Source organism: Thalassobacillus devorans (assembly GCF_011761345.1).
Lineage (GTDB): Bacteria > Bacillota > Bacilli > Bacillales > Halobacillaceae > Thalassobacillus > Thalassobacillus devorans.
This window is the reverse complement of record NZ_JAASRY010000001.1, coordinates 1,265,609-1,291,334: the sequence shown is the minus strand read 5'-3', so window position 1 is coordinate 1,291,334 and position 25,726 is coordinate 1,265,609. Positions and strand designations below refer to the sequence as shown.

Genomic DNA, 25,726 nt, shown 5'->3' with positions numbered 1-25,726 from the left:
AATCTGATCCTTTGTTTTGCTATTTGTTATGCGATTTTTCATCAAAAACTATGTTAATTTATATGCTATTTATCGTGTGAAAATGAACTTTCTTCCTCTTGTGCGGGTCTTTCCTTTTCTTCTTTAAATCGATTACGAATAATTATTTGTGTATCAAGGTGTTTAGGATCTCATAGGAACTCAATCACAAACCAATTCCACTGGCTGCATTATCATCAAAAAGATTTGTCTTTTTAATATAGCGTTGCAACGAATCACTTCGCTTATGCCTCGTTTGTTTCATAATTTGATGCTCTGTTTTCCCGGCCTTTGCAGCTTGTGAGCAAAAGCCACTTCTTAAACTGTGTGCCCCATATCGCTTCGGATCCAGCCCAACCTCTTCGCAACACTTTTTCACAACTAACCGAACTGATTGATCGGTTAACCGTCCCATGATATTTGCATGTCTATCAATCCTTCTGAACACTGGACCTTCTGTGATACCTGCTGCAGCTAACCAGTCTTCATAACTTCTCACAGGACAGGTTAAAGGGTTACTCCCAAACGGCAATGCTACATGATGTCCTTCTGCTTTTTGATCCGTTTTACTGCTATTTAAATGGAGGATCAGCCCGTCCCTTGTATGTGAAATATTTTCGATGTTTAATCCAACCAATTCACTTCGTCTTAGAGCTGCAGTCCAGCCGATAACTAACAAAGCGCGATTTCTAATGGAGATGAGTTTTTCTTGCTGCAACGATTCAATGACCTGGCGCAATTCATGTAGCCAAAGCGCTTCTTTCCCATTCTCCTTAATGCCGATTTTCCTTTGTAATCCTTCCCACACTCCTCGAACCAGTGGTGTTTTTGTTGGACTTTTAAATCCCGCTGTTTCATGGCGTTGGGAAATTGTTGTCATTTTCCGTTTGATCGAGGAGGCTTTAAATGATTTTCCTAAATATGTTATGTAATATACCACCGTTTCTGGTTTAGCGGGCAGGAATGAAAACGAATGAGAGGAACACCATGTTTCGAATTGTTTCCAGTCTAATTCATATGCTCGTTTTGTATTTTCAGATTTAGAGTTCGCTAGATGTTCGCTTGCTTCATTTTGTAGTTCTTGAATTTCAATAGAAAGTTCATTGATATTTTGTGTTTGAAGTTTGGAATCATCGATCATTTTACCTCTTCCTCCTTTCACTAACGGATTTGGGAAATAACGTTATTACGCTATTTCTTTAGGTGACTAAATTAATAACTATATATTGGTAATAATGGTTATCGATACTTAGAGTTGAATAATATAACCATATTATACCAAGCAGATGTATAATAGACTATTAATGTTTGATAGATAAATTGGTTGGTAGTATATTGCTTAAGTGATAATAAATGGTAAAATTCAGGTTGAATACTATTGGAACAATAATTAATGGTAATGTGGGAAGATAGGTTATGAAAGTAAGGAGGCAGTATGTGTTTTAGAAGCTATGGTAGGGTCGCTTATATATTAAAATATTAAAGGGGATACAAATGTCTAAAATTAAAAGATATTTTAACGTGATGTCAGATATTGTAGATACAAGAGCTAATCAAGCTGGAATTAATGAACATTCTTCATCCATAGGGACTAATCGAGAAATTATTATAGAAGAATTTTTAAATAAACACATTCCCCATAGGCTAGCAGTCAATAGAGGGGGAGTAATTTTAGATTTAAATGGAAAAGAATCAAAACAGATAGACATAATAGTTAAAAGTGATCTAGGTTTGAATTTTAAAGAACATGATATAATGTTTGATTGTATTGAAAGTGTGGCTGCCGTTGTCTCAAGTAAAAGCAATCTAACTGGAGATACTTTAGATCAGGCACTCATTGAAATAGAGAGTATCCCGAAGATGAGTAAGAAAGTTATTGAGCTTGATACATTTATGATAGCTGAGCTTTATAAAAAGGCAGAAATTAGTCCACAAGATATTGAAGATGAATATATTTATGAGTTTATTACAAATTTTCCTTCAACAGTTATTTTTTCTTATAAAGGAATGGAGTTACCCTCAATAATAAAACATATTAAAACCCATTACACAGGTAAGCATATTGATTCTATAAATATCCCAACTCTAATTTGGGTTAATAAAAAGTATGTCATATCAAAACTACGAATAACTTCGAAAAACCGGCAAAGTGCTCTAAGCATTTATAATTCTAACAAAGATGATTTCATTGCTTTACCTTTGGAATATAATTGTGATGAAGAAATTAAGTATATAATGGAAGTCAAAAAACTGGATAACAATGATAAAGGATTGCCCTTTTTACGAATGATAGGTTTGCTAACAAGTTATAACACATATAATAACCTAAAATTCCAGTTTGACAGATACTTCCGGTGATAAAGGTGCCATAATTAGGTAATATAGCTTCATAGATAATCGGGCCACCAGATAGAAACAAATCTTAATCATAATCAAAAACCTATTTTAATTTGTAGTTGTACCATTTAAAGCTGACATTATAAAAGAAAGCCAGAAGCTTATTTGGGGTAGTGCTGGGGCAAAAAAATGTGGAATATTAAGAGCGGCATAGAAAAGTATACGTATAACCAAAAAGTTTTCCATATGCACTTAACTATTTAGTGATAGAGATAACAATAAAATGGTTGTTAAATTGATTTGGGCAATCACTAAAATAAATAAGGTAACGTTGAATAGGAAAGAGGGCCTAAGAGGGATTATTATCAGCAACAAGTAAAAGGAGAGTTAAGCCATTGAGGTTAGAGTTATTGGAAAACGGCATAGATTCTGTAAGGTTTGGTATGGAATTTTATCATAAATACCTAAGTATAGAAGATAAATATAATACATTGAATCCTGGTTATTTAAAAATGTCGGTAATCAGTTTTCATAATGCATTGGAGTTATTTAGCAAAAAGTTATTAAGCGATGAAAATGAATTATTAATCTATAGGGATTTATCTGATCCGATGTTACTGGATTTATTACAACACAGGAAAAATAGAGAAAAGGGTATGCCTCTCGATTATTACGTAATTTCAGATCAAGTTAATATTTTGACTATTGATTATATTGAATGTGTAAAAAGGTTGGGTATAATATACAATTTGTCGAATAACCAAATACACACTTTAGATTCTATAGGTAAAATAAGAAATAAGGTTACTCATTTTGGTTTAGATAAAACTATAGATTTTCATGAAGTCTTGACTGTAATTAACAGTGCCTTAAATTTAATAACCGGATTCTTTTATGACAACTTAAATTATTATAAGGAAAATCCTTTGGATTCTGTTTATGAAGAATTATTAGATTTAATGGAGATTGCAGAAGCTGAAGAAAACGAATCATGGGAAATATATTATGCAGACAATTTTGAAGACATTAATTACATATTTGACTCTTTAAATGATGATGAGCAATTTAAATTGGAGCTATTCGAGAAAGGATACACATTTAAAATTGAATTTGGTTCATATTCTCACTCAGCTACCGTGGCATTTAAGCTTATGAATAAAAATGGAGATATACATACCATTATAAAATCTTTTAATATCCCAAGGTTAAACGTTACTTTGTTTACAGGAGATGCTGTAGATGGTCCAATTTATTTTGCAATTGATCAGTTTAAAAAGTTACTAGAAGAAGATAAGCACTGCTATGTATATAAAAACCCAGAGAAGTATATTGAGTTTGAAATGGCAGAAGAACCATTTTGGGAGAAACATTCACAAAAAAATGTAGGAAAATGCTATGGTATAAAGTTTAATGAGGAACAGTTAAAAAGAATCATTAAAGATTTTTTGTAAGTTCTATAGTGATAGTGCAAAACTTGCACAAATCAAAGTGCAAGAAAAGGTATTTTTAGTATTGGCGAATACTATACATCTCTAGGGTAATCATCGATGTCAATTGTTACTATTCACGTGAAGTAGTTGTACCATGTCAAATTTTGAGTTAATTTACTGACGCAATCTAGTGAAAACTGTAAACTGATGTTGCAAACAAAATTTACAAAACCTAACTATGCTTGGAACATCAGCACGCCACAAGAGGAAAACTGAATAAAAAAGGAAATTACCAATTAAGAGGTAATTGATTTAATTAAATAATCTATGGATACAAAAGACCTTCAATATACAACAATTTATGCATCGGTTGTATGATGAAGGTCTTTTATATGCAAAAAATATATTGTCATTTTATACATGAAACAAATGCCAAATACATTAAACAAGTTTAGTTTTTTTATTATTTTATATCAATTTCAATTAGCAGGAATATAATTACCGGATTATGACCACACTCCTTAGAAACAACATTTTTACCGCAAAAGCAATCTAAAAACAATGTTCAATAAGGAGTGTGGAAAAATGAATTACCCATCATTAACTCAAGAGGAAAAAAATCGAATCTTACAGTTTCACGTACAGGGGAAAACAGCACCGGAAATTGCAAAAACAGTCAAGCGTAACAATTCGACCATATACGGTTTTTTAAAGAAAAATGGGATGTCCCCACTTTCCAAACCAGATCGATTTACGGAATCACAAAAGGAAGAAATGAGGGAGAGGTACCTCATTGGAGATAGTTTAAAAGTTATATCGGAGAGGTTTAATTGCTCTCGAGAGACTGTTAAACATCGTTTGGTTAAAATGGGAGTAACTATTCGACCAAAGAATGAAAAAATTAACTTACCAGCGCACATCATTAAGAAAATTGTCGATGCTTACCAACATGAGCGATGCTCAACCTATGAATTGGCCGAGAGGTACAAAATTTCCCCCTTTAAGGTTACAACTATATTAAAGGAGCAAAATGTTGAAATACATCCGGTTGGCCAAAAGTACACTAAAGAAGTGGTGGATGAAGTTGAAAAGTTAGCTAAATTAGGGTTGATAGGAAAGGAAATCGCTGAAAAACTAAACGTCTCAGAGGCCTGGATTTGTCAAAAATTAAAAGAACGTGAATTCAGTCGAGAGAGAGGTCCACGTCCAAAAATTAAAAGAACTGACTATTTCGATCATATTGACACGGAAGACAAGGCATACTTTTTGGGGTTATTGGTTGCTGATGGATACATTTATGAAAAAGATCACTCGATTCGCTTAATACTTCAACATGAAGATTCGGATGCCGTACTCGGCTTCACCCTATATATTGGGGCAGAAGGTCGTAATAATTATTTTGTGGAAAAACAAAATCTAAGATGGAAAGATAAATATGCTTTTAGAGGGTCTTCTAAACACATGTATCATTCTTTGCAAAAATTAGGTGTAGTCCAGGGTAAAAGTGGCAAAGAAGTAATGCCAGATCTTCCAGATCACTTAATCCCTCATTTTATAAGGGGATATTTCGATGGTGATGGTCTAACTTGTCCCGGCCCTTCCCGGAAATATTCTGGGTTTTGCGGCAGCAAAGGGATTCTGACTAGTATACAATATCATCTAGGAACTACCTTAACGCTCCAAGAAGGTGCAGGAGAAATATATAAATTCACTGGAGGAGTTGGATTTTCCAGAGTATTGTATGACTATTTGTATGCTGGCGCTAATATATGGCTAAACAGAAAGCGGAGAAGGATGGATGAAATTTGCGGCTACAGCTCAGAATGGCCAGAAAATCACATCGTACCAATCTTCCGTATAGATAACATGGTTAAATGAAAAATTATTTCCTTCTTCTGAATTGTGCTGAATTGTGAATATTTTGTTTAAAACTTTCCAATTAAAGCTGCCACATTGTTTGGCAGTTTTTTTATAGTCTAGAAATTAATAAAAAATGATGGTTGTGGACCATTTTTTGTAGTGAGCAGCTTTCAGCTCCAGCGCTTACCCCCTCGAGGTCTTAAGTCAATCCTCTTTGTGACAAAAAACGTCACGACGAGGCTTGGCTTAAGCTAGTGGGGGGTGAACAAAGCGCTTGCGCTTTTGTTCTTCAATACCAAACATATTTAACCACCTCATAGGAAGAAATTATTAAATAAGGTAAGGCAATAATGAACGGTAGCATAAGAGATCTGATAGAATTATAAGAAACTTGATAGTATTTTCATTTCTAGGAAATAGTTGGTATAATAGAGTAAATTTTCTATTAGGTGATAAACAATGAAAATAGATAGCAAACAAAAGGATATAGTTACTAAAATTTATGAAGAAATTTTTAAAAAGATAAATGAAAATTATGTTGATGTATTTCTTTGCGGCGGTGCAAGTAACGCAAAAGAACAATCAGACAGAGATAAAGTTATGGCAAAATTAAACACTTACAGAAATATTAGAATACATTATCCTGAAGATTTGTTTATGGAAATGCTGAAAACAGATAAAACACAGGATTTGATGAGCTTAGAAAGCTTTCTCGCAGATAATAGTGATTATATCTGTATCATATGTGAAAGTGCAGGATCTTTAGTGGAATTGGGTGCTTTTACAAATAATGAAAAAACAGTTGGTAAAGTTATTGCTGCTTTTGATGAAAGAAGAAAAAACGATGAAAGCTTTATTATGATGGGACCAGCTGCTTATTTGAAAAAGAGGAAAAGCCAGAAAAAAAATATTGTTTACTATAGTAAGAAAAATATTGACATGCTAGTTGAAGAGCTGAGCGGTATTTTTGGAATAAACAAGTTAAAAAGGAGGGGGTCTCTTCATAACAATCCAATAAATAATACCAAGCCTCTAAATTCATTAATAGGCCTGTATTATTTCATTTTATTGATCTTATTTTTTTATAAACAGCTAACATCAGAGGATATTGCAAACTTAATTAAATATCTATATAGAAAATATAGACTTGAAGAAGAAAAAAATTTTGATACACTTTTTCAGCCTTCAATTAAATTGTTACAAAAACATAAACTATTAGATAAGCATCTTTATAAGGAGGAGCAATCAAGATTATCTAGCTACACCTTGACTGAGAAGGGATACAATACTGTTAATGATTTATTAGATAACCTTTTGATCACGAATCGTACAGTCTTGTATGATAGAATAAGTTTTGATATTATGTTAAATAAATATTATACATAAGATTACCCTTCTTAGAAATTACTACTAATTTCATGAAGTGTGCACATTAAATTCATGCTATTAGTATGTGGGAGACGGTTCGTCGACCTTTAGCATAACAATCAGGTTAGATTTGTGGAACCTGCACCTTCAATCTCACGACAGTAAGATTAAAGGCACATTTCCACAAAATGATTTATGGTAAGGAGGGTAAATCTTATGTCAAAAGATCCTACAAACATATTTATATTAAATTCTTTAAAACTGCCTATAATAGAAGACCTTTATACTCTTTCTAACTCTACTGGAATCAGCCTCAAAATGATTTATTTGCTTTCAAAAAATCCAGGGAACTTTTATACCAACCATAAAATACCAAAAAGCGATGGAACGTTCAGAGATATATACAGTCCAAATCTATCCCTTAAGATTATTCAAAGGTGGATTCTTGAAGAAATTCTTTGCAATATAGAGAACTCAAGTGAAGCTACTGCCTTCAAAAAAGGTTTGAATGGCCCCTATGAAAATGCAGCGTATCATAAAGATAGTTTGTATTTTTTACAAATGGACATTAAGGACTTTTTCCCTTCTATTACTAGGAAGCAGGTCTATTATCTATTTAAAAATTTGGGCTATAATAAGTTTATCTCAAATATTTTAGCAAATTTAAGCACTTTAAATAATAAACTTCCACAAGGGGGAGTTTGTTCTCCCTACCTTTCAAATTTAATCTGTTATAAAATGGACCGTAGACTAAAAGGCTTATGTTCTAAAAGAGATATATTATATACGAGATATGCGGATGATTTAACTTTTTCCTGCAATAATAAAGTTGCTTTAAGAAAAGTAAAACAGGTCGTGGAAAAAATAGTTATTAATGAAGGTTATTTAATCAACCATAAAAAAACGAGATATTCTTCACCGATTTCACCTAAAAAGATTACTGGTGTCACAATAACAAGTCAAAAAAAACTAAAGGCTGATAGGCAAATAAAGAAAAAAGTCAGAGCAATGATTCATAAAGCGATTGTTACTGGGGACTACCAACATACTAATAAAATTTTAGGTTACATAGCATACATTAATTCTATTGAAAAAGATTATAAAGAAAAAATTATAAGTTATATTGAAAAATTAATAGATAAACAATATAAACATTTTGATAAGGTTGTAAAGGCGTATAACTCTAATAAGTTCTTTAGGTCCCTTCCAGACATGACACAAGTAGATATAAATACTCAATTAGCGGATGAAAAATTAAAATGGGAATTAGGTATTGATGTGTATGATTATTATATTTTCGAAGAATATAAAAACATGTTAGAACAAAGAATCGATTTTATGGATAAAAAGGGGATATTTGACCAAGAATTAAAGAATGAATTTGAAAGGATTAATGATGAAGTAGCAAGTTCTTTAGAAGATGAAATCACCCCACCTAAAGATGACGATATTCAATTTTAAATTCAAAACGGTTCCTGTAAAAGGAGCCGTTTTTGCGTTAGAATTAATAAATAATAAATTCATAATCCTAGTGCGTCAGAATATAGAATCTGACGCACTAGGATTATTGTAGTGTTAGGGGTACTACTTTATCACCATCCTAAATAATTTAAGAAGAACTATTTTTAGCTTTTTCTAATACCCAGTAGTCACCTAGTTGCATAGCCAATAAGTCACTTGGATTGAATCCCTCTTCAAAGAGATCCTCAATATCCAAAATGTCTATTTCACCTTCTAAAATAGATTCCACAGAATATATATTTCCGCTGTTTATGCATAGTACCAAATCTCCTAGTTCAACTTCACGATCAACTGTAATATACTTTAACGCCATAAAAAACCTCCTTATCTTAGATGTACATATATATCGACAATTAGGAGAGATTGTCCAGGTTTTTTATTTAAAATGCGTTTTATTGGAGAGTAAAAAACCAAAGATAGGTAGCTAGATAAAAGGAAGAGCCAAATCTTATAGGATACTGGACGCGCTACGATTCAAAGGTAACCCTAGTATTAACCGGAAATATGAAGGACCACGCACTTACTCTATAAGTTCACAAAATGCACATTTGTTCTTTTAAATACTGATTTTAATTAAATTGTTTAAATTAAAATGCCTAATTTAAGCCATATTTACGCATTTAATTTACTTTAGTTCACTGGCAGCGAAGAGGTCGCTTAATGATGGATGAAAAAAGACACGTTATCTTAGTGCCCCCATATTGACTGAAAAATAAACACCCTCTTAACATTGCGTATGAATACATCATTTTAAAAAGAGCAATCGATTACGATTACTCTTGTGGAAAGTCACGATCTTCACCTGTGAAGAAACTGATCATTTCCTCTTTGTCACGATCTAATACTTGTCTGATCTTTTCATCATATTCTTGTTTCGTTAGGATGCCTTTTTCTTGTAACAGTTCAGCCAAGGCTCTTGTTCTTGCCCAGTTCTGTACACCAATAACACCTGTAGCTGTTGTTGCGTTCCAATTACTATCGTTTTCTTCATCATATTCTTGGAGTTCTACGGAAAAGCGAACAGGCGTATCTCCTGTTAGTTGATCGTTATAAGAAGACGAACTGGATAAGATTTTTGCCTTATAGTCCATGTCAAATTCCGGGACTTTAATATCAAATGTGTTTTCTCTGAGTAAGTTGGAGAATAAATGAAATTCATTCTCTCCTCGAACCATAAATTCAACCTGGATGTGATTGGTTTCCTGGTCGAACACTTGGATATCTACGTTTACTCGTACGTCATTCATGGATATCTCCATTTGGCCACTTCCCTTATTTTGTAATTTTTCATGTATTTTCCATACTCATATCTTACAATCTATAATAATTAGTGACATCTAGTATATTGGAAATTTGTGTTAAAATAAAATGAGAGTATGTGAAGTAATGTAACTTAAACTAACGGAGCAGTTTAGTGAAAGAAGGAGATAATTCATTTATAAATCATTTCTGATAAACGTCAGGGGAGAAACTATGAATAGGATAAAGACAGGTACTATTTAGAACTTCAGCAACAGATAAATCGGAATTTGAGGAGGATAATAACAATGAGATTAACAAAAGATGTAATACAAAAACTCTTAGATTTAAATGAGGGATTTGCGAAAACGACTGATTTCGCCGATAGAAATTTTAAACAAACCAATCACTACTTAATTAAGGGGGGGAAATTACTCATACGCTCTACTGGCAAGACATCATGGGCTGATAGCCGTTTTGATAACAACACCATTGCGGATATTGACCAAACCAGAAGATTTTTGAGAAAAGTCATTGATGAGTTAAAAACTGAAGGAATCAAGTAGGTGCTATGTCCAGAAGATGTAGCATGTGGATGTAAGTATCCAAATTGAGTAAGCAAAAGGTTCTAAATGTGAGAAAGAGGTCTTATAATCAGCTAGATGTTTTGGATTGTAGGGTTTTTAGATTATATTGTCTAAAAATAATATAGAGTAGTCTAATTACAAATTAAGATTTTTGAACTTCATATAACTTTGAGTATATGTTGAGAGGAATGTGTATATGTCAGAAAAGAAGTTATTTAAGGGGTATGATCATTCGGAAGAAGAAGTTGATTTATACGTTAGGTTAGATAAGGTTTCTGAAAACAATTCAAAGTGGAAATATATTTTTCTAGTTGCACTTTGTATAACGATCGTAATACTTTACTTTTGGAAACCAGAGTGGATTGAAATGCTTCAAGTAATGAAATTATTGTTACCCATCATTATTGCACTAATTATTCATGTTTGTTTAGCTTTTCTAATACATTGGATGCCCTTTAAGAGAATTAGGATGATTGATAAAGAGTTACCAACTGACAATGATGATAAGAGGAAAAACAAAGTGGAGAAATGGTCATCAATAAATTGGATGGGAATAGCTCTATCATATAAAAATGAGGGGAATTTATTAAATAAATTAAAATTAATTTTTATGTACCTATTATCTATAGATTACTATTTTGCAAGGCTATTCAAAGATGCAATAAAAAAAAGGCACAAAGAATGTAGCCATAAGGAGAAAGGAAAATGTAAAAAGAATTATTATGATCAAATTTGTTTTCATGAATGGTATTCAATTAAAATTATGAATAAGTATTTTATCCAGTCTTCAAATTGGAATAACGTTGTTTGTGCGTCTTTACTGGCCATGATATTGGCAATTCTAATAATGACTTCCCCATCAGAAACCACATTAAATGTACTTTTATGGCTTGTAGGATTCCGAATTATCTCAAGGTTTGTAGAGATTTCTTATGCTTTTTATAATGATGTGGTTTCAGTAAGTGACAAAATCTTCCGTAAAAAAGAAGATAATAATTATGGGATTTATATTCATCGCTGGAAAAATAGTTTATTACTAAAAAATGCTCGTATTTCTCTGGCGGTATTTTCCCTAGTAGAAGTTATGGTTTTGTATAGTTTGTTTTATTACTTACTACCCCCATACATAATTGAACTTCCATTAAAAAATGATACATTACTAAATTTTGTTTTCTATAGCATTTCTGTTTCCTTAATGAATATTTCTTTTAGTGCAAAATTTCACACTTTTTTGGGAGCTGTCCATGTATCACAGGTGTTTTTAAGTATCATTCTTATAGTTTTATCCATTGCTTCTTACATGGGTTTAAATAATAAACTCTCAAGCAAAGAGGAAGAGTTTTATTTAAAAACCCATACAAAGAAAATGGAAATCCAAAAGAATAAAAAAAGATGTTAATCCTGTACTTTACTCAAGCTTTAACGTAATAGGGTCGCGGGACTAATTTCTGAATTTCTTTTTGCAGAATGGGCAAAAACTGCTTTCATTACAGATGAAAGAAGTAAACTGTAACGTGATACTGGCAAGTGTTAGGGGAATAGATATCTCTATTTAGACGAAATTAAGATACTTCTATTGGGATGATAACAATCGGCGAATACTGTACATCTCACTTTTATATTTTAGTGTCAATATTACTTATTCCAGTCACGTCGTGTGCGTGAACAAAAATGAGGTAAATTTTCTTTTTCCGTGAGGATTTAATAGAAAGTTGTATATAAAGTTAGCCCAGAGGTCTACTCTGGGCTATTTGATATTCTATCCTCTAAAACCACAATAATTGTTATTAGCAATTCTTATTGTTTTATCGTCTACTTCGACTCCTGGTTCCCGTCGTTTGATTCGTGCTCTCATTGATCCAGCTGGTTTTTCTTTCTGGGCCTGAATCCCCTCTTTGGTTCGCCCCAACATTATCATTTGTTTCATTATTTACTATATTATTAGGATACATGGATTTATTTTCTGTTTTGTTTGTCAGGAAGGTACGATAGACTTTTTCTTCATTCTTTTCGTCAGCTTCTACTAATACAATGGTTTTTCCATCTTTTAAATATTGTTCATACTGTTTTGCTTCTGCTTCCGGCATACCAGCTCCTACCATAGCTCCGACGATTCCTCCGCCGCCGGCACCGATGCCTGCGCCAGATAGTGCTGCTGCGATCGGGCCAGCTGCTGCTATTTGACCGATTCCTGGAATAGCCAACAGACCAAGCCCTGTTATTAAACCGGCAATGCCGCCCAGAACACCTCCGGATGCAGCACCGATGCCTGCACCTTTACCGGCATTTTTACCCCTGCCGCCTTTATTGGATGTAACCGTGGTATCTGTTTCATCTTCCAGCACATTCACCTTATTTTTATCTTGGGCAAAGACAGAAATGTCATTACCGCTATAGCCATGATTCTGTAAATCTCTGATTGCACGTTCTGCGTCTCCTACGTGAGTGAATACGCCTCCAATGAGCTTTTTATCCATTCAGCATCATCCTCCTTTGAATTTGTAGACATTACCCCATACCCCGTTAACAAAAATTGTATGCATCACGACTCGTTTTCCTTTTGGTAAAAAACTTAATTACTAAGGGTAATATTGAAGAATAATAAACGATAATCCCTATTATTATAAAAATTATCTGAGGTTAGAAACCAAGGATCAGTGGTATGAGTGATGGTAAATGAAAAATTGTGCCAGCAGTGAGGAGAGAAAATGAATGTGGACGAAACATCCCTTTTTCAAATATATAATCGGTTTAATATTAATTCTAATCAGTATTTTCTTTTTGAAGGTTCTTGGATTCTTTGAACCAGTCAAAGTAGTTTTAGGAAGTGTGTTTTATCCGATATTGATCGCTGGGTTTCTCTATTTTATTATACGGCCGTTCGTTAGATTTTTTTCCAAGTACAAATATGTGCCGGATAGCTTAGCGGTGGTGATTGTATTCGCAGGAATAGCTGGTATTATTTATTCTGCTTATGTAATTTTGGCTGAGACGCTTCAACAACAAATTTCCAATATCACGAATAAATTACCGGAAGATCTGAAGAAATCTGCAGAAAAAACAGAACAGGCGATTGAAGAAAACGATATGGGGATGATTTCTATAAGCAGCCTCAGACAAAAAGCTACCAGCTTTTCGGGAGACATGGTTCAGACTATAGGGGAAAATTTGACGGAAGTCTTAAGCGCTATTACAAGTGCAGCCACTGTGCTTATCGTAGTTCCCTTTGTATTATTTTATTTTTTGAAGGATGACCATCGCTTTATTCCATTTATGTTAAAACTCATCCCTGAAAAACACGAGAGGGAAGGTCAAAAGATATTAAAAAATATCAGCCAGACATTGTCCGCCTACATTATTGGTCAAATCACAGTGGCAGTAGTCGATGGGGTATTGATGTATATCGGTTATTTGATCATCGGTCTTGATTATGCCCTGGTACTGTCCATATTTGTGACACTCACCGCTGTTGTTCCTTTTTTCGGTCCAATCATCGGTATACTGCCCTCTCTTATTGTTGCACTGACACAAGAACCTTCCATGGTCGTATATGTACTGATTACTATGGCAATTGTTCAGCAAATGGAAAGCAGTCTGGTTGCCCCGGTAGTGCTCGGAAATCGTTTGGATGTTCATCCTTTGACCATTATCTTCCTTTTGATTACTGCGGCGTCATTATATGGATTTATAGGAATGCTTATCGCTATTCCTCTATATGCTGTTGTTAAAGTTACCATTAAAAATTTGTACTCCTTTTTCAGACTAAGGAAAGTTGTTTAACTATTTTCACACTAAAGCTCCCTTTTACTGAAGAAGCAGTTTCAAGATAAGTTGTTTCCGTTACGGTAGTAAAGGTAGGGAGCTCCGGGTAATCACTCGCTTTCCATGGGCGTACGGTAAGCTGCCTCGGGCTAAAGCCCTGCGGGATCTCCCTATGTACTATCCTCCCATTGGAGTCTCGCAATTTCCCGGACCTCCTTGTGTTTATGGGAGAAACGGAAACATCGTTATGAAGTCCTTCAACCAAAGGGATAGCTATTTTTTAAAACGTGTTTGTAACTATTGATTGTAGAAGACAGTCTCACCTATAACAGGGGTTCTTTTCTCCCATCCTTCGGATGGGTTGACTATCTATAAAAGTGGTTAACTTTTTCTGGCTGGATACGAGGAGATGAGGAAAGGGTATGATAGAATTGGGCTGAAGGAGTTAATGCTATGTTTAAATCTCATTTATGGAAATTATTATTATCTTTTTTGATCTCCATAGCAGGTGGAGGTATATTTCTTTATCTTCATTTTCCGTTGCCCTGGATTCTAGGACCGGTGGCATTTCTACTGATATATAAGGTAACCACTAAGAAAGCAACCGCTGCTTCTTTAAAGCTGTGGAATTTGAGTTTCGGTTTTTTAGGCATTCAAATAGGAAATACATTTACTGCCGATACTTTTTCGAGTGTGGCGCCTTATTTGATTCCTTATAGTATTTTTACTTTCTTATTGATTGCAATCAGTTTATTAAATGCTTATGTTATTTCCCGATATATAGAAATTGACGCGAAGACGAGCATGCTGGGCAGTGTCCCAGGTGGATTGTCAGCCATGCTCGCTTTGAGCGACTCACTAAGGGGAAATACGGTGCTTGTGACCATTTTGCATACGATAAGATTAGTTACAGTCTTATTCGCTATCCCTTTTATGGCTACTCATTTTTTTGCCAGTGATAAAACTCAAGGAGCAGCTTCAGCCTCGTCTCATGTACAAGGAGAATGGTACACCATCTTATTCTACATAGCAGCATTCCTTTTAGGTTTTCTGCTTCAAAAACGAATCCCAGCCTCATTAGTCATCGTACCGATGTTGATCACTGGGGGAATCCAGTCTTTAGGGATGCCATTATTTGAGCTTCCCGGGGTTATTTTCATATTTGCCCAGCTGAGTCTCGGCGTATATCTTGGCAATTCTGTTTCAATTACAGATGTTATCCGGGCAGGGCGGTACTGTTTTTATTATTTTGGCCTGGCTTTATTTGTTATCCTGGTATCTTTCGGTTTAGGCTACTTATTAACTCAATGGACAGGGATGGAGCTCTCGACTGCAATCTTAAGTATAGCTCCGGGGGGATTAATCGAGATGGCTTTGACAGCGGATGCAGCAGGGGGAGATCCTTCTATTGTAAGTTCGCTGCAAATGATTCGGTTATTGATGATCGTTTTATTATTACCTTTCCTTTTACAATGGCTACTTCCTAAGCTTGAAGGTAAAGAGACTTCTGCCAGCCGCTCTTAGTTGACGTTACCTTGAATGTGAGATACCATTATCTTGATACTGAGATAAATGAAGGTCTAACAACGATAGATACTTAAAGAGGAGGCCATCCGAATGAAGATGAAACATATTTTCCGGGAAGGAAAAACGGATAATAAAAATGTATTATTGCTCCTGCATGGGACAGGAGGAACCGAGCAGGACCTTTTGCCGATCGCGAATATGATCGACCCTGATGCATCCATCCTCTCTGTCCGCGGTAATGTATCTGAAAATGGTATGCCGCGCTTTTTCAAACGCTTGCGAGAAGGTGTATTTGACGAAGAAGATTTGATTAACCGGACGAAAGAATTGGATGAGTTCTTAGAAGAAGCAGCTGAAGCTTATGGGTTTGACCGTGAGTATGTGATAGCAGCTGGCTATTCCAATGGAGCGAATATCGCCGGCAGCTTATTATTCCACATCGAAAACAGTTTGAAGGGAGCTATGCTCTTTCATGCGATGGTTCCTAGAAGAAATGTGGAGCTTCCAGATTTGACTGGCAAGCAGCTGTTCATAGGAGCTGGGGAGAACGATCCAATCTGTCCACCGGAAGAAACGAAGGAACTGAAAGAAATTTTTGAAAATGCCGGTGCTGCTGTGGAGGTCTTTTGGGAGAAGTTTGGACACCAACTTACCGAAGCAGAAGTACAGGAAGCAAAAAAATGGTATGATAAAACTCAGAAATGAAGTTAGGAGACTGTCTCAATTTGATGAGACAGTCTCTTTTTACGAAAGAAAGGTGGTTTTTGTCATGCAGCCAGCATTAGTTCCATTTGAACAGGATAAGCTGTTTGAAGCGGTTTTCCTTGAACGGCCTAATCGTTTCATTTTACATTGTCGGTTAAAAGAAAATGGGCAAACCATTCGGGTATACCTCCCTGACCCAGGCAGGTTAACTGGTTTATTACGAGAAGGAGCTGCCATTATTGTCAGAAACCATGATGATCCGAACAGGAAGACAGCCTGGTCGGCGGTAATGGTGGAAGATACCAGCACGAATACGATGGTTTCTTTAAATACACAGCTTGCCAATCAATTAGTCGAAAAAGCGTTACGAAGTGGAGTGGTTCCTTCGTTAAAAAACTATCAGCTATTAAAAAGAGAATATACAATGGGGCATTCACGGTTCGATTTCCTTCTTTATAACGGAAACAGGAAATTGATATTGGAGGTTAAAAGTGTCACGATGAGAGAGGATACTTATGGGAAATTCCCGGACGCTGTTACCAAGCGAGGCAAAAAGCATGTGGAGGAACTGGCGCAGATACAGCGGGAGGGAAAAATGGATACAGCCATACTGTTTGTCGCCCAGCGGAATGACCTGACAGCAATCACTACAGCGGAAGAAATAGACCCGGCATTCAGTACAGCTGTGAAACAAGCGGAGGATTATGGGGTAAAAGTCCTTGGCAGCAAATGCACCGTCGACTGGACAGGAATCAGGTATGACAAGGAAGTTCCTTTTCATTATGCAAAGAATAACAGTTGAGTGTGGAGACCTAAAACGATATCATAGAAAAATAAACTGGAAAAAGGATGGGGTAACATGATCCATAAAAACTGGGAAACAAGCAAAACAATTAAACAAATTGAGTGTGTGCATAATGAAGCTGAAAAGTTCGTAGTAGATAAAGTACTTACACCTGGTAAAGTCTACGAAGTAAAAAATGAAACAGAGGAATTTTATTTCATTCTTGATAATTCCGGAAGAATCGGTGGCTTCTATAAAGATTATTTCAAGGAAATCAGCTAAGTAAGCACTCAACGAATAAAGGTAAATTCAACCTATAAAAAGCTAGACAGCATTTGCTGTCTAGTTTTTTGGTTTGACGTTTTTCCAGATATTAATAGTAAATAATACCACACTGATCATCACCAGGCTTGCTCCTACAGCAGTACTTGCTGCTAATGCTTCATTTTTAGTGACAATCATGACTGCGAGTGAGCCCATCATGATCGGCAGTCCCAGATTATGCAGCCAGAAATGCCATTTGCCAAGCTTTGAGTTGCCTGCTCCTGGAAATAAATAATAAACGATACCTGCTAAAGTCAATGCCGTCCAGCCAAGCAGGTTGATATGGACATGGACAGGAGAAAGCGCATAAATATGAGAAATGGACATACCATAACCAAGCGCTACCCCTATCAAAAAATAAATCGTTGAAATCTTTATCAATTTTATTCCCATTTAATCCCTCCTTTTCTCCTATTTATATGAGGCTATGGAACTGTTTAGAAATATTCTTTCTGTCCCAGGTGATGTTTTATATTTATAAGAGGTGGGCGATTTTAGTAATACTTTACATTAGAAGATGAGCGGCATTATAAAACTGATAAGCCCATGGGAGACGCATCTGGTATATCCTATAGTCAGCTATCAAAGGAAGAGACGTAGCAGGTCATCTTGCCATAGGGACTATATTCGTCCATAATGGAGTAAACCCATAAGACGAGGAGATGGTCGTAGGTGAAGAAATTATATCTAATCCGCCATAGTGCGACAGAAGGCCAGCACCATGATTCCCCCCTTACTAAAAAAGGTATCAGGCAATCGCAGACACTTGCTCATTTTCTGAATCAGTCTGCCCCTGAAATAGATAGGGTAATATCCAGTCCTTTTTTTCGTGCTGTTGAAACCATCAAACCTTTCGCAGCCCAAAAAGGGTTGACGATAGAAATAGACGACCGTCTCCAGGAACGGATTTTGAGTAAGGAACCTTTAGATGATTTTCTCGATTACTTAGAAAAAACTTTTGAAGATTTGGATTTTAAAATGCCGGGTGGAGAGTCCTCCAACGAGGCCAAATCCCGCGTCCTTGACTTGCTAAAGGAAATAGAGCGGGACGAAAATCACCAAGGCATCGCTCTCATCACACATGGTAACTTAATGGCTTTGCTCTTGCAGTCGTTTGATGTAGAAATTGGCTTCGAACAATGGAAGGAAATTAGTAATCCGGATGTCTTCCTCGTCCAAAAACAAGGGGGAGAATATACCGTAGAACGGATATGGAAAGACCCTCTTGCTCATCCGCAAAACACAGAATGATTATTTTTCTGTCAAACAAGCAGGAATTAAATAAGAGGGTATCTAATAGATATTATAGGGAGTGACATTCATCACATCCTTATAAATAACAAATAGAAACTTTACTAACATAAAAGGAGGAGATTCACTTTGGCTTTTGTTATTACTTCGCCATGTAAAGATGAAAAAGCGGCTGAATGCGTGGATGTTTGTCCAGTCGATTGCATAGATGAAGGGGAAGATATGTTTTATATCGATCCAAACATTTGCATCGATTGCGGCGCCTGCGAGGCTGTCTGCCCGGTAGAAGCAATCTATATGGAAGATGAAGTACCGGAAGAAGAGAAGGACTATATCGAAATCAATCGAAAGTTCTTTGATAAATAAACTAATATAAGTAAAGATAGACTGCTTATGACATTGGTAAAAGAACACAGATAAAAGAGCGAAATCCATTTGGGTTTCGTTCTTTTCTTTTGTTAAAAATTTTCCGGTGAGAGGAATACCTGTGATTTGAACAGGGTATCAGATTAGACAGAGCCGTTAGAACCGGAGGATATAGCCCGGGCAGTCACTTACGCTGTATCACAGCCTGATTATGTCAATGTTAACGAAGTAGTTGTACGACCATCACAAGGTAACAAGTAAGACATTCAACTTCTATTAGAGGTGTGAATTCCTTAGAATTCAACGAAAGGATAGCCGCTGTTTGCATGACAGCGGCTATCCTTTTATTTGGAATTTCTTATAGCCTTTTTCTTTATTTTCTGTAGTAATATCCATGTGCTCGACTTTTGCATAAGGACTAGGACCATTTTGTATATCTTCCATAAAACGATCCAGGTTATGCTTCTCGCCTTCTGCTTCTATTTCAACTGTACCATCTGGATTATTTTTGACCCATCCACTTATATTATGTTCAGCTGCTACTTGTTGAGCAGAAAATCTGAATCCGACCCCTTGTACTCGTCCGTGTACGATAATGTGTGCTATCGCCATCATTTACCCCCTTATTGCTTCTCGTTTTGCATTCTTTATACCATAACATAGGCGAATTTTCTATAAGTCTGCTTAGTTAAATAATTCTTCATAATAGTGTCTCGCCTCTTGTTCGGTTCTAAATAATACATGGTTGTCATCCAACTTACAATAACTATTCTGTAACCATATCGTTTTTGTGTCGGGCAAAGACGGAGATTGAATAATTTTCCCTGATGTGACTTCCCAATTTGCCGGGTTATGTATATCCTTCATGATGACAAAGACATCAGTACCATCTTTAGCTTCGTGTGGGTCGAGCATATAATCCATAGGTATACCTCCTGTATGACAAAAATAGTTTATTTTCCTAGTGTGTTTCGTTAACCTGTAAATATGTAATGGGTTAAAGGAGGGGAATAGGCTAATGAAAGAAATTGATATCTTTTCTCTGAAGGGTTTCCGGATAGGACATGCGGATGATAAGACAGCAGCAACTGGATGTTCAGTCGTCTTGTGTGAACGTGGAGCTGTGGGCGGAGTGGATGTCCGTGGTGGCGCACCTGGTACCCGTGAAACGGATCTCTTACGTCCGGAGAACCTTGTTGAAAGCGTCCATGCCGTGTTTTTAGCAGGGGGGAGCGCTTACGGACTTGCTGCCGGGTCAGGGGTGATGGCGTTTTTGGAAGAAAAGGATATAGGGTTCGATACGGGGGTAGGTAAAGTGCCAATCGTACCTGGTGCCATTCTCTTCGATCTTCATGTTGGGGATCACAGCAGCCGTCCTGATCTTCAAATGGGTTATGAAGCATGCAAGCATGCCTATCAAACTCAAGGAATAAGGGAAGGTAACGCCGGAGCAGGTACAGGTGCCTCGATTGGAAAAATATTGGGCTCTGACCATGCTATGAAAAGCGGCCTGGGCAGTTATGCCCTTCAAGCGGCTGATGTACAAATAGGTGCCATGGTAGCAGTTAACAGTTTCGGAGATATTGTCTCCCCACAGGATGGCAAGCTGATGGCAGGAGTTTATGATAAAGAATGTTTAACATTACTTTCTACCGAAAATATATTATTAGAGCAAATCATGAGCGGAAAGGCTGACAGGTTTTCCGGCAACACTTCAATCGGAGTCATTATGACAAATGCCAAGCTGTCAAAGTCGCAGGCAAATAAAATCGCAGCAATTGCTCATGACGGGTTTGCCAGGACGATGAGGCCGTCTCATACGCTTGTGGACGGAGATACTATATTTGTCCTGTCCACAGGCGAGGTTGAAGCAGATCTTAATACGATTGGAATGCTTGCTGCGAAAGTCGTTGAACGTGCTGTGATACGGGGAGTCACTAAGGCTGAAACAGCTTATGGAATGATGGGTCATCAGGAGTTTTGGCTAAGGAGGAAGAAGCAACATGAATAACTATTTATTTGTCTATGGAACATTGCGAAAAAACCAGCCGAACGCTTTTCATCTGGAAGAGGCTGTGCTGATTTCAGAACAGGCTAGTACGACTGGCAAACTATATGAAGGTCCAAGTTATTATCCTGTATTAGTGGATGAGGAGGCATTTGTTTACGGTGAGCTATATAAAGTAACGGATGAGATGATGGAGACCATTGACGAACTAGAGGGTTTCCAAGGAGACGGAAAGGACAACTTATATGACCGAAAAATCAAAGAAGTAAAGACAGATGATGGGGAATTTCAAGCCTACGTCTATTATCTATCACCGGACAGAAAAGAAATGGCAGTAGCTGAAATTGAATACGGAGACTGGAAAGTACATGAATTGCTGAAACAGGATGAAGTAGTTTATTTCGCCTATGGTTCGTGCATGGATGCAGAACGGTTCAAATTGGCAGGGATTGATCATTATTTCCATCAAAAACTCGGACGTGGAGTCCTTAAAGGTTACCGTCTTTTATTCTCTCTCCATCTTCATGACGGCGGCAGGGCGGATATTATCGAAGCAGATGACAATGTCGAAGGAGTGTTATACCAGGTCCCTCTTGATGCAGTCGACTATTTGTTCAAAAGGGAAGGGGTCAACGCTGGTCATTATCGCCCCACGATCGTAGATGTGCAGTTGGGTGATAAGCTTTTAAAGAATGTACTCACCTTTTATGTTCTGGAGAAAAAGCAAGAGCTCACTCCGCCTTTTCATTACGCCGAGGAAATTCATAGGGGGGCGTCATCTTTACTATCAAATGACTATATGCAGCGACTTGAAGGGCTATTTGGCGAGAAATTCGGAGTAGAAGGGTTCAAAGAATATATCGATAGTCAAAAAAAGAAATAAGAAACAACTCTTAAGTGTAGGGAACACTACCCATAAAGCTTAGCTCCTGCTACAATGTATAACAAGAATAAGGAATAGAGAAATTATTTGCCGGATATAAAGGAGTCCCGTACATGAATGTAACTACAAAAAGCAGTCAGCTTACGAAAGAAGCACAATCGTTAAGTGGGTTATATCATGAATTGAATAAACAAGGTAATGACAGGCAAGCGGAAAAAGTGCTTGATTTGATTGATAAATGGGAGCGGCAGCAGGTGATGATCGGTTTTGCCGGACATTTTTCTGCTGGTAAATCAACCATGATCAATACCCTCCTGGAAGAAGAAATTCTTCCCTCCAGCCCAATACCGACGAGTGCTAATGTCGTCAAACTTCAGTCTGGGGAGAATTACACACGTGTGTTTTACCGGGATGGTCGCCCAGCCCAATATGAAGGAAAACCGGATATGGAAACAATCCAGTCACTATGTAAGGATGGGGACGAAATCGTTTCTTTAGAAATAAGTCAGAAGGATGCCAATCTTTCTTCCCATGTCACGATGATTGACACCCCGGGCGTGGATTCTACCAATGACGCGGATAGGGTTATCACCGAATCTTCCCTTCATTTAATGGATTATATGTATTATGTAATGGATTATAATCATGTCCAATCAGAAGTGAATCTGACCTTTTTACAGGAAATGCAGAAAAAAGGTCTTCCTTTTTCCATTATAGTTAACCAGGTTGATAAGCATCAGGAAAGTGAATTACCCTTTCCTGAATTTCAAGCCAGTGTAAGTGAGGCTCTTGAAAACTGGCAGTTGACCCCTGACAAGATATTCTATACCACATTGATGTCACCTGAGTTGGCGATTAATGAGCTGTCCATGTTAAAAAGCCATGTAAAAACAGTGACGGAAATATCTGCAGAAGAACGGGAAGCAAGCATAACCAGGAGTGCATCCCTGATCCTAGAGGAAAGCGTCGACGAAGTTGCTTCAGACTTCGAGGACAAAAAAGAAGAGCTGTTAGAGAAAATGGAAGATTTGCAATCCACGACGCCTGATGAAAAGAGGGAACAGGTTCAAAGTGAAATCCAGCGCTTAGAGAATCGTGACGAAGAAGCAGAAGCACTTTATCAGGAACGGGTATTATCTCTTTTCAAGAATGCTTATTTGATGCCGACAACATTAAGAGAAGATGCAGAACGTTATTTAGAGGCTATGCAGCCAGGCTTCAAAGTGGGATTGATGTTCACGAAGAAGAAAACAGAAGAAGAACGGGAACAAAGGGAAGAAATCTTCTATTCCCACCTGATGAAGGTAGTGGAAAAAAACCTTCGCTGGCCCTTACGTGATCGCTTATTGGAAGTAGTGGAAGCTTATCCTGTCGCAGGTTCACAGGTTACCGAACGTATTCAAAAATTATCGGTCGATTATTCCAAACAGGCGTTAGAAGATTTGATCGATCCAGGGGCTAAGGTTACCAATACCTATGTGCTGGTATACACGGATAAAGTGGCAGATGACGTAAAGCGAACTTATAAATCTTTTGTGAAGGGGTTATGGGAGGAAATTAAGCAGGCAATCCGGGATGATGCCAGTGAGAAAATCCATGGATATGATGATGTAAAACAATCCTTCGGCCAACTGGAACAGTACCAAAAAGAATTAGAAGATATAGAAAATAAGATTGAAAGCTATCGAGCTGAATTGTGGCACGCCTTTACCGAAAAGACCCCTGCATCGGGACTAAACCAACGAATCCAGGTTCTATTAAAAGAAAGAGAGGATAATATCCGCTTTCTTGATGCTTGGGTTCCTGATGAAGAAAAGAATCATCAGGAAGAGGAGACTGTAATCCAGACTGATGAAGTCGAATTACCTGAACACGATAATATTGATAAGAAGGCGACATTACGAGCCATTGACCAGGTTATAGAAACAGTAGAAAAAACGCCTGGCTTTAAAGAGTTGACGCTTCAGCTTGATGAAAAGGGCACTCGTTTGAAGCAGCAAAAGTTCACAGTGGCGTTGTTTGGGGCCTTCAGTGCCGGAAAATCCTCGTTCGCTAATGCTTTGATTAAGGAAAAATTATTGCCGGTTTCACCGAACCCAACGACCGCTACAATCAATAAGATCGCTCCGCCAAATGAAAAATATGAGCATGGAAGTATTATCGTAAAGGTGAAAACAGAAGCTCAAATGATAGAGGATCTGACTTCCATCACAAGTTTCCTTGGTATTGAAGAGCGGGAGTTGCCAGCAATATTAGATCAGCTTGAAGAAGTAAAGAGTAACGAGTTTAAACAACTGGCGCATAAGCAGCGGTCGTTTGTGGAAGCGGTACTGGATGGGTATAAGGAAGCTTCTGATAACCTTGGAGCACAGTTGAAGATTGGTTTAGATGAGTTTCCCGCTTATGTTGCCGATGAGAAGAAGTCTTGTTTTGTGGAATGGATGCAGGTTCATTATGACTGTCCATTGACCCGAAAAGGAATTACACTCGTTGATACGCCGGGGGCTGATTCCGTCAATGCCAGACATACAGATGTTGCATTTGAATATATTCGCAGTGCAGATGCTGTGCTATTTATCACTTATTATAACCATCCATTTTCAAAAGCGGATGAAAGCTTTCTAACCCAGTTGGGGCGTGTCAAAGATGCATTCAGTATGGATAAAATGTTCTTTCTTATTAATGCGGCTGATCTGGCACGTTCCGAGAAAGAACTTGCTGGAGTTCTTGAATATATGAAAGAACAATTGCTGCGTTTCCAGATCAGAAATCCGCAAATCTTTCCAGTATCAAGTCTCTATGCCTTACGCGAAGATTTGGATGAAGAAGAAATGCTTGCTGAAGCAAGGGATGGCTTCCCGGAATTTGAAAAGCGTTTCTATACCTTCATTGAAAAAGAGCTGCCGCAGGTATTGATCCGTTCCATCCACCATGATTTTGCCCGTACGAAAAGCCGGATGGAAGCTATCATTGACGATGCAAGCCTCGATCAGGAAGCACGGCAGAAGAAAGTAGAAAGAAATAAAGCAGAAAAATCTTCGATGCTGGACACGCTAGACGCTTTCAACTACCGTCAGTATGAAACGATGATTACTCAAAAAATTGAAAAACAAGTATATTACATCCATCAGCGACTCTTACTAAATTTTAATGATTACTTCAAACATCATTTTAATCCAGCAACAATAAAAGGGAGCGGAAAAGAAGCTAAAACCCAGCTGGAAATGGCCTCGAAAGCATTGGAGCAGGAAGTGACCTATGAATTCAACCAGGAATTACGGGCAGTTTCATTAAGGGTAGAAGCATTCCTTAATGACTCCCTGATGCAAATGAATCAGGATTTGGAGCGCCATTTGCAGGAAATACGTGATAATTTCGAATTAGGTGATATTGATTCACAGAGCCTTGAACATCCAGCATTTGACTTCAAGATTGCCTTTGATGGGGAACAGACAAAATCTATTTTGCAGAAATTTAAAGGGACCAAAAAGTTCTTCGAACAGAATGAAAAAGAGCTGGTGAAGGAAGAATTGAAAGAAGCTGTCGACCCAATCATAAAAGCCCAGCTACAACAGGCTGAAGAGGATATTCAAGATAAATATAGGAAGCAATGGAAAGAAATCGTTGAGAGATATGAAACAATAAAAACAGAAGAAATTAGCGAATACTATGATGGTTTGAATTATAACCTTGAACATCCAATTGACATCGATGCCCTTAAAACAAAAAACAATACACTGGCTCAGTTTGTATAAG

The 25,726-nt window shown here is 37.0% G+C and carries 24 protein-coding genes and 1 pseudogene; 18 read left to right on the top strand and 7 right to left on the bottom strand.

The window, feature by feature from the left end; all coding sequences use genetic code 11:
- Positions 1-184: 184 nt before the first annotated feature.
- Positions 185-1,159, bottom strand: a complete 975-nt coding sequence (locus FHS45_RS06395) for a site-specific integrase (RefSeq protein ID WP_062446181.1) — start codon at positions 1,157-1,159, stop codon at positions 185-187.
- A 383-nt stretch (positions 1,160-1,542) separates the two neighbouring features.
- On the opposite strand from FHS45_RS06395, the gene FHS45_RS06390 reads away from it, so the two are divergent.
- The 5 genes from FHS45_RS06390 (at position 1,543) to FHS45_RS06370 (ending at position 8,474) form a co-directional block, all read left to right on the top strand.
- Entirely contained in the window at positions 1,543-2,376 is an 834-nt protein-coding gene (locus tag FHS45_RS06390) for a DUF6602 domain-containing protein (protein WP_341829886.1), read from the top strand.
- 374 nt (positions 2,377-2,750) lie between these two features.
- Positions 2,751-3,806: a hypothetical protein gene (locus FHS45_RS06385; RefSeq protein WP_062446177.1), complete on the top strand. Its 1,056-nt coding sequence runs from the start codon at positions 2,751-2,753 to the stop codon at positions 3,804-3,806.
- 564 nt (positions 3,807-4,370) lie between these two features.
- Positions 4,371-5,663 carry a helix-turn-helix domain-containing protein gene (locus FHS45_RS06380; RefSeq protein ID WP_062446175.1) on the top strand — a complete coding sequence of 431 codons (1,293 nt, stop codon included), beginning with the start codon at positions 4,371-4,373 and terminating at the stop codon, positions 5,661-5,663.
- A 441-nt stretch (positions 5,664-6,104) separates the two neighbouring features.
- On the top strand, positions 6,105-7,031 hold the full coding sequence (locus FHS45_RS06375) for a retron St85 family effector protein (RefSeq protein ID WP_062446173.1): 927 nt from the start codon (positions 6,105-6,107) through the stop codon (positions 7,029-7,031).
- A gap of 198 nt (positions 7,032-7,229) precedes the next feature.
- Entirely contained in the window at positions 7,230-8,474 is a 1,245-nt protein-coding gene (locus FHS45_RS06370) for a retron St85 family RNA-directed DNA polymerase (protein ID WP_062446171.1), read from the top strand.
- Positions 8,475-8,622: 148 nt separating this feature from the next.
- On the opposite strand, the gene FHS45_RS06365 is transcribed toward FHS45_RS06370, so the two are convergent.
- Both FHS45_RS06365 and FHS45_RS06360 read right to left on the bottom strand, forming a co-directional pair.
- Positions 8,623-8,847, bottom strand: a complete 225-nt coding sequence (locus tag FHS45_RS06365; protein WP_062446168.1) for a hypothetical protein — start codon at positions 8,845-8,847, stop codon at positions 8,623-8,625.
- 460 nt (positions 8,848-9,307) lie between these two features.
- On the bottom strand, positions 9,308-9,793 hold the full coding sequence (locus FHS45_RS06360) for a DUF3219 family protein (RefSeq protein ID WP_062446166.1): 486 nt from the start codon (positions 9,791-9,793) through the stop codon (positions 9,308-9,310).
- A gap of 288 nt (positions 9,794-10,081) precedes the next feature.
- Here FHS45_RS06360 and FHS45_RS06355 point away from each other — a divergent pair, with 288 nt between their 5' ends.
- A complete protein-coding gene (locus FHS45_RS06355) occupies positions 10,082-10,339 on the top strand; it encodes a hypothetical protein (RefSeq protein ID WP_062446164.1) in 258 nt (85 codons plus the stop codon).
- 217 nt (positions 10,340-10,556) lie between these two features.
- Positions 10,557-11,759 carry a hypothetical protein gene (locus FHS45_RS06350; protein ID WP_062446162.1) on the top strand — a complete coding sequence of 401 codons (1,203 nt, stop codon included), beginning with the start codon at positions 10,557-10,559 and terminating at the stop codon, positions 11,757-11,759.
- Positions 11,760-12,165: 406 nt separating this feature from the next.
- Here the strand turns inward: FHS45_RS06350 and FHS45_RS06345 are convergent, their stop codons facing one another.
- A complete protein-coding gene (locus FHS45_RS06345; RefSeq protein WP_082412072.1) occupies positions 12,166-12,837 on the bottom strand; it encodes a general stress protein in 672 nt (223 codons plus the stop codon).
- Between the two features lie 235 nt (positions 12,838-13,072).
- Between FHS45_RS06345 and FHS45_RS06340 the strand changes: the two genes are divergently transcribed.
- From FHS45_RS06340 to FHS45_RS06320, 5 genes are all read left to right on the top strand, one after another.
- Positions 13,073-14,140, top strand: coding sequence for an AI-2E family transporter (locus tag FHS45_RS06340; protein WP_062446160.1), 1,068 nt, complete (start codon positions 13,073-13,075; stop codon positions 14,138-14,140).
- A 435-nt stretch (positions 14,141-14,575) separates the two neighbouring features.
- Positions 14,576-15,646, top strand: a complete 1,071-nt coding sequence (locus FHS45_RS06335; protein ID WP_062446155.1) for an AbrB family transcriptional regulator — start codon at positions 14,576-14,578, stop codon at positions 15,644-15,646.
- A 99-nt stretch (positions 15,647-15,745) separates the two neighbouring features.
- The gene (locus tag FHS45_RS06330; RefSeq protein WP_062447964.1) at positions 15,746-16,354 is read left to right on the top strand and encodes an alpha/beta hydrolase; all 609 of its coding nucleotides are present in this window, start codon (positions 15,746-15,748) and stop codon (positions 16,352-16,354) included.
- 64 nt (positions 16,355-16,418) lie between these two features.
- Positions 16,419-17,156 (top strand): DNA/RNA nuclease SfsA, encoded by a 738-nt coding sequence (gene sfsA, locus FHS45_RS06325; RefSeq protein WP_062446153.1) that lies wholly within the window; start codon positions 16,419-16,421, stop codon positions 17,154-17,156.
- 57 nt (positions 17,157-17,213) lie between these two features.
- Entirely contained in the window at positions 17,214-17,420 is a 207-nt protein-coding gene (locus FHS45_RS06320; RefSeq protein ID WP_062446151.1) for a DUF6501 family protein, read from the top strand.
- 60 nt (positions 17,421-17,480) lie between these two features.
- Here FHS45_RS06320 and FHS45_RS06315 read toward each other — a convergent pair whose 3' ends face one another.
- Positions 17,481-17,855 carry a hypothetical protein gene (locus FHS45_RS06315; RefSeq protein WP_062446149.1) on the bottom strand — a complete coding sequence of 125 codons (375 nt, stop codon included), beginning with the start codon at positions 17,853-17,855 and terminating at the stop codon, positions 17,481-17,483.
- A gap of 279 nt (positions 17,856-18,134) precedes the next feature.
- Between FHS45_RS06315 and FHS45_RS06310 the strand changes: the two genes are divergently transcribed.
- The 3 genes and pseudogenes from FHS45_RS06310 to FHS45_RS20520 form a co-directional block, all read left to right on the top strand.
- Positions 18,135-18,713, top strand: a complete 579-nt coding sequence (locus FHS45_RS06310; protein WP_062446147.1) for a histidine phosphatase family protein — start codon at positions 18,135-18,137, stop codon at positions 18,711-18,713.
- 129 nt (positions 18,714-18,842) lie between these two features.
- Positions 18,843-19,079 carry an indolepyruvate ferredoxin oxidoreductase subunit alpha gene (locus FHS45_RS06305; protein WP_062446145.1) on the top strand — a complete coding sequence of 79 codons (237 nt, stop codon included), beginning with the start codon at positions 18,843-18,845 and terminating at the stop codon, positions 19,077-19,079.
- A gap of 156 nt (positions 19,080-19,235) precedes the next feature.
- Positions 19,236-19,340 (top strand): annotated as a pseudogene (locus FHS45_RS20520) (oxidoreductase); the annotation flags it as partial.
- A 75-nt stretch (positions 19,341-19,415) separates the two neighbouring features.
- On the opposite strand, the gene FHS45_RS06300 reads toward FHS45_RS20520, so the two are convergent.
- On the bottom strand, positions 19,416-19,691 hold the full coding sequence (locus tag FHS45_RS06300; protein ID WP_062446143.1) for an acylphosphatase: 276 nt from the start codon (positions 19,689-19,691) through the stop codon (positions 19,416-19,418).
- A 72-nt stretch (positions 19,692-19,763) separates the two neighbouring features.
- Positions 19,764-20,003, bottom strand: coding sequence for a transcriptional regulator SplA domain-containing protein (locus FHS45_RS06295; protein ID WP_062446141.1), 240 nt, complete (start codon positions 20,001-20,003; stop codon positions 19,764-19,766).
- Between the two features lie 94 nt (positions 20,004-20,097).
- On the opposite strand from FHS45_RS06295, the gene FHS45_RS06290 reads away from it, so the two are divergent.
- From FHS45_RS06290 to FHS45_RS06280, 3 genes are all read left to right on the top strand, one after another.
- Positions 20,098-21,090 carry a P1 family peptidase gene (locus FHS45_RS06290; RefSeq protein ID WP_062446139.1) on the top strand — a complete coding sequence of 331 codons (993 nt, stop codon included), beginning with the start codon at positions 20,098-20,100 and terminating at the stop codon, positions 21,088-21,090.
- The gene (locus FHS45_RS06285) at positions 21,083-21,970 is read left to right on the top strand and encodes a gamma-glutamylcyclotransferase family protein (protein ID WP_062446137.1); all 888 of its coding nucleotides are present in this window, start codon (positions 21,083-21,085) and stop codon (positions 21,968-21,970) included. Before FHS45_RS06290 ends, FHS45_RS06285 begins: the two co-directional genes overlap by 8 nt.
- A 113-nt stretch (positions 21,971-22,083) precedes the next feature.
- Entirely contained in the window at positions 22,084-25,725 is a 3,642-nt protein-coding gene (locus tag FHS45_RS06280; protein ID WP_062446135.1) for a dynamin family protein, read from the top strand.
- Position 25,726: the final 1 nt, after the last annotated feature.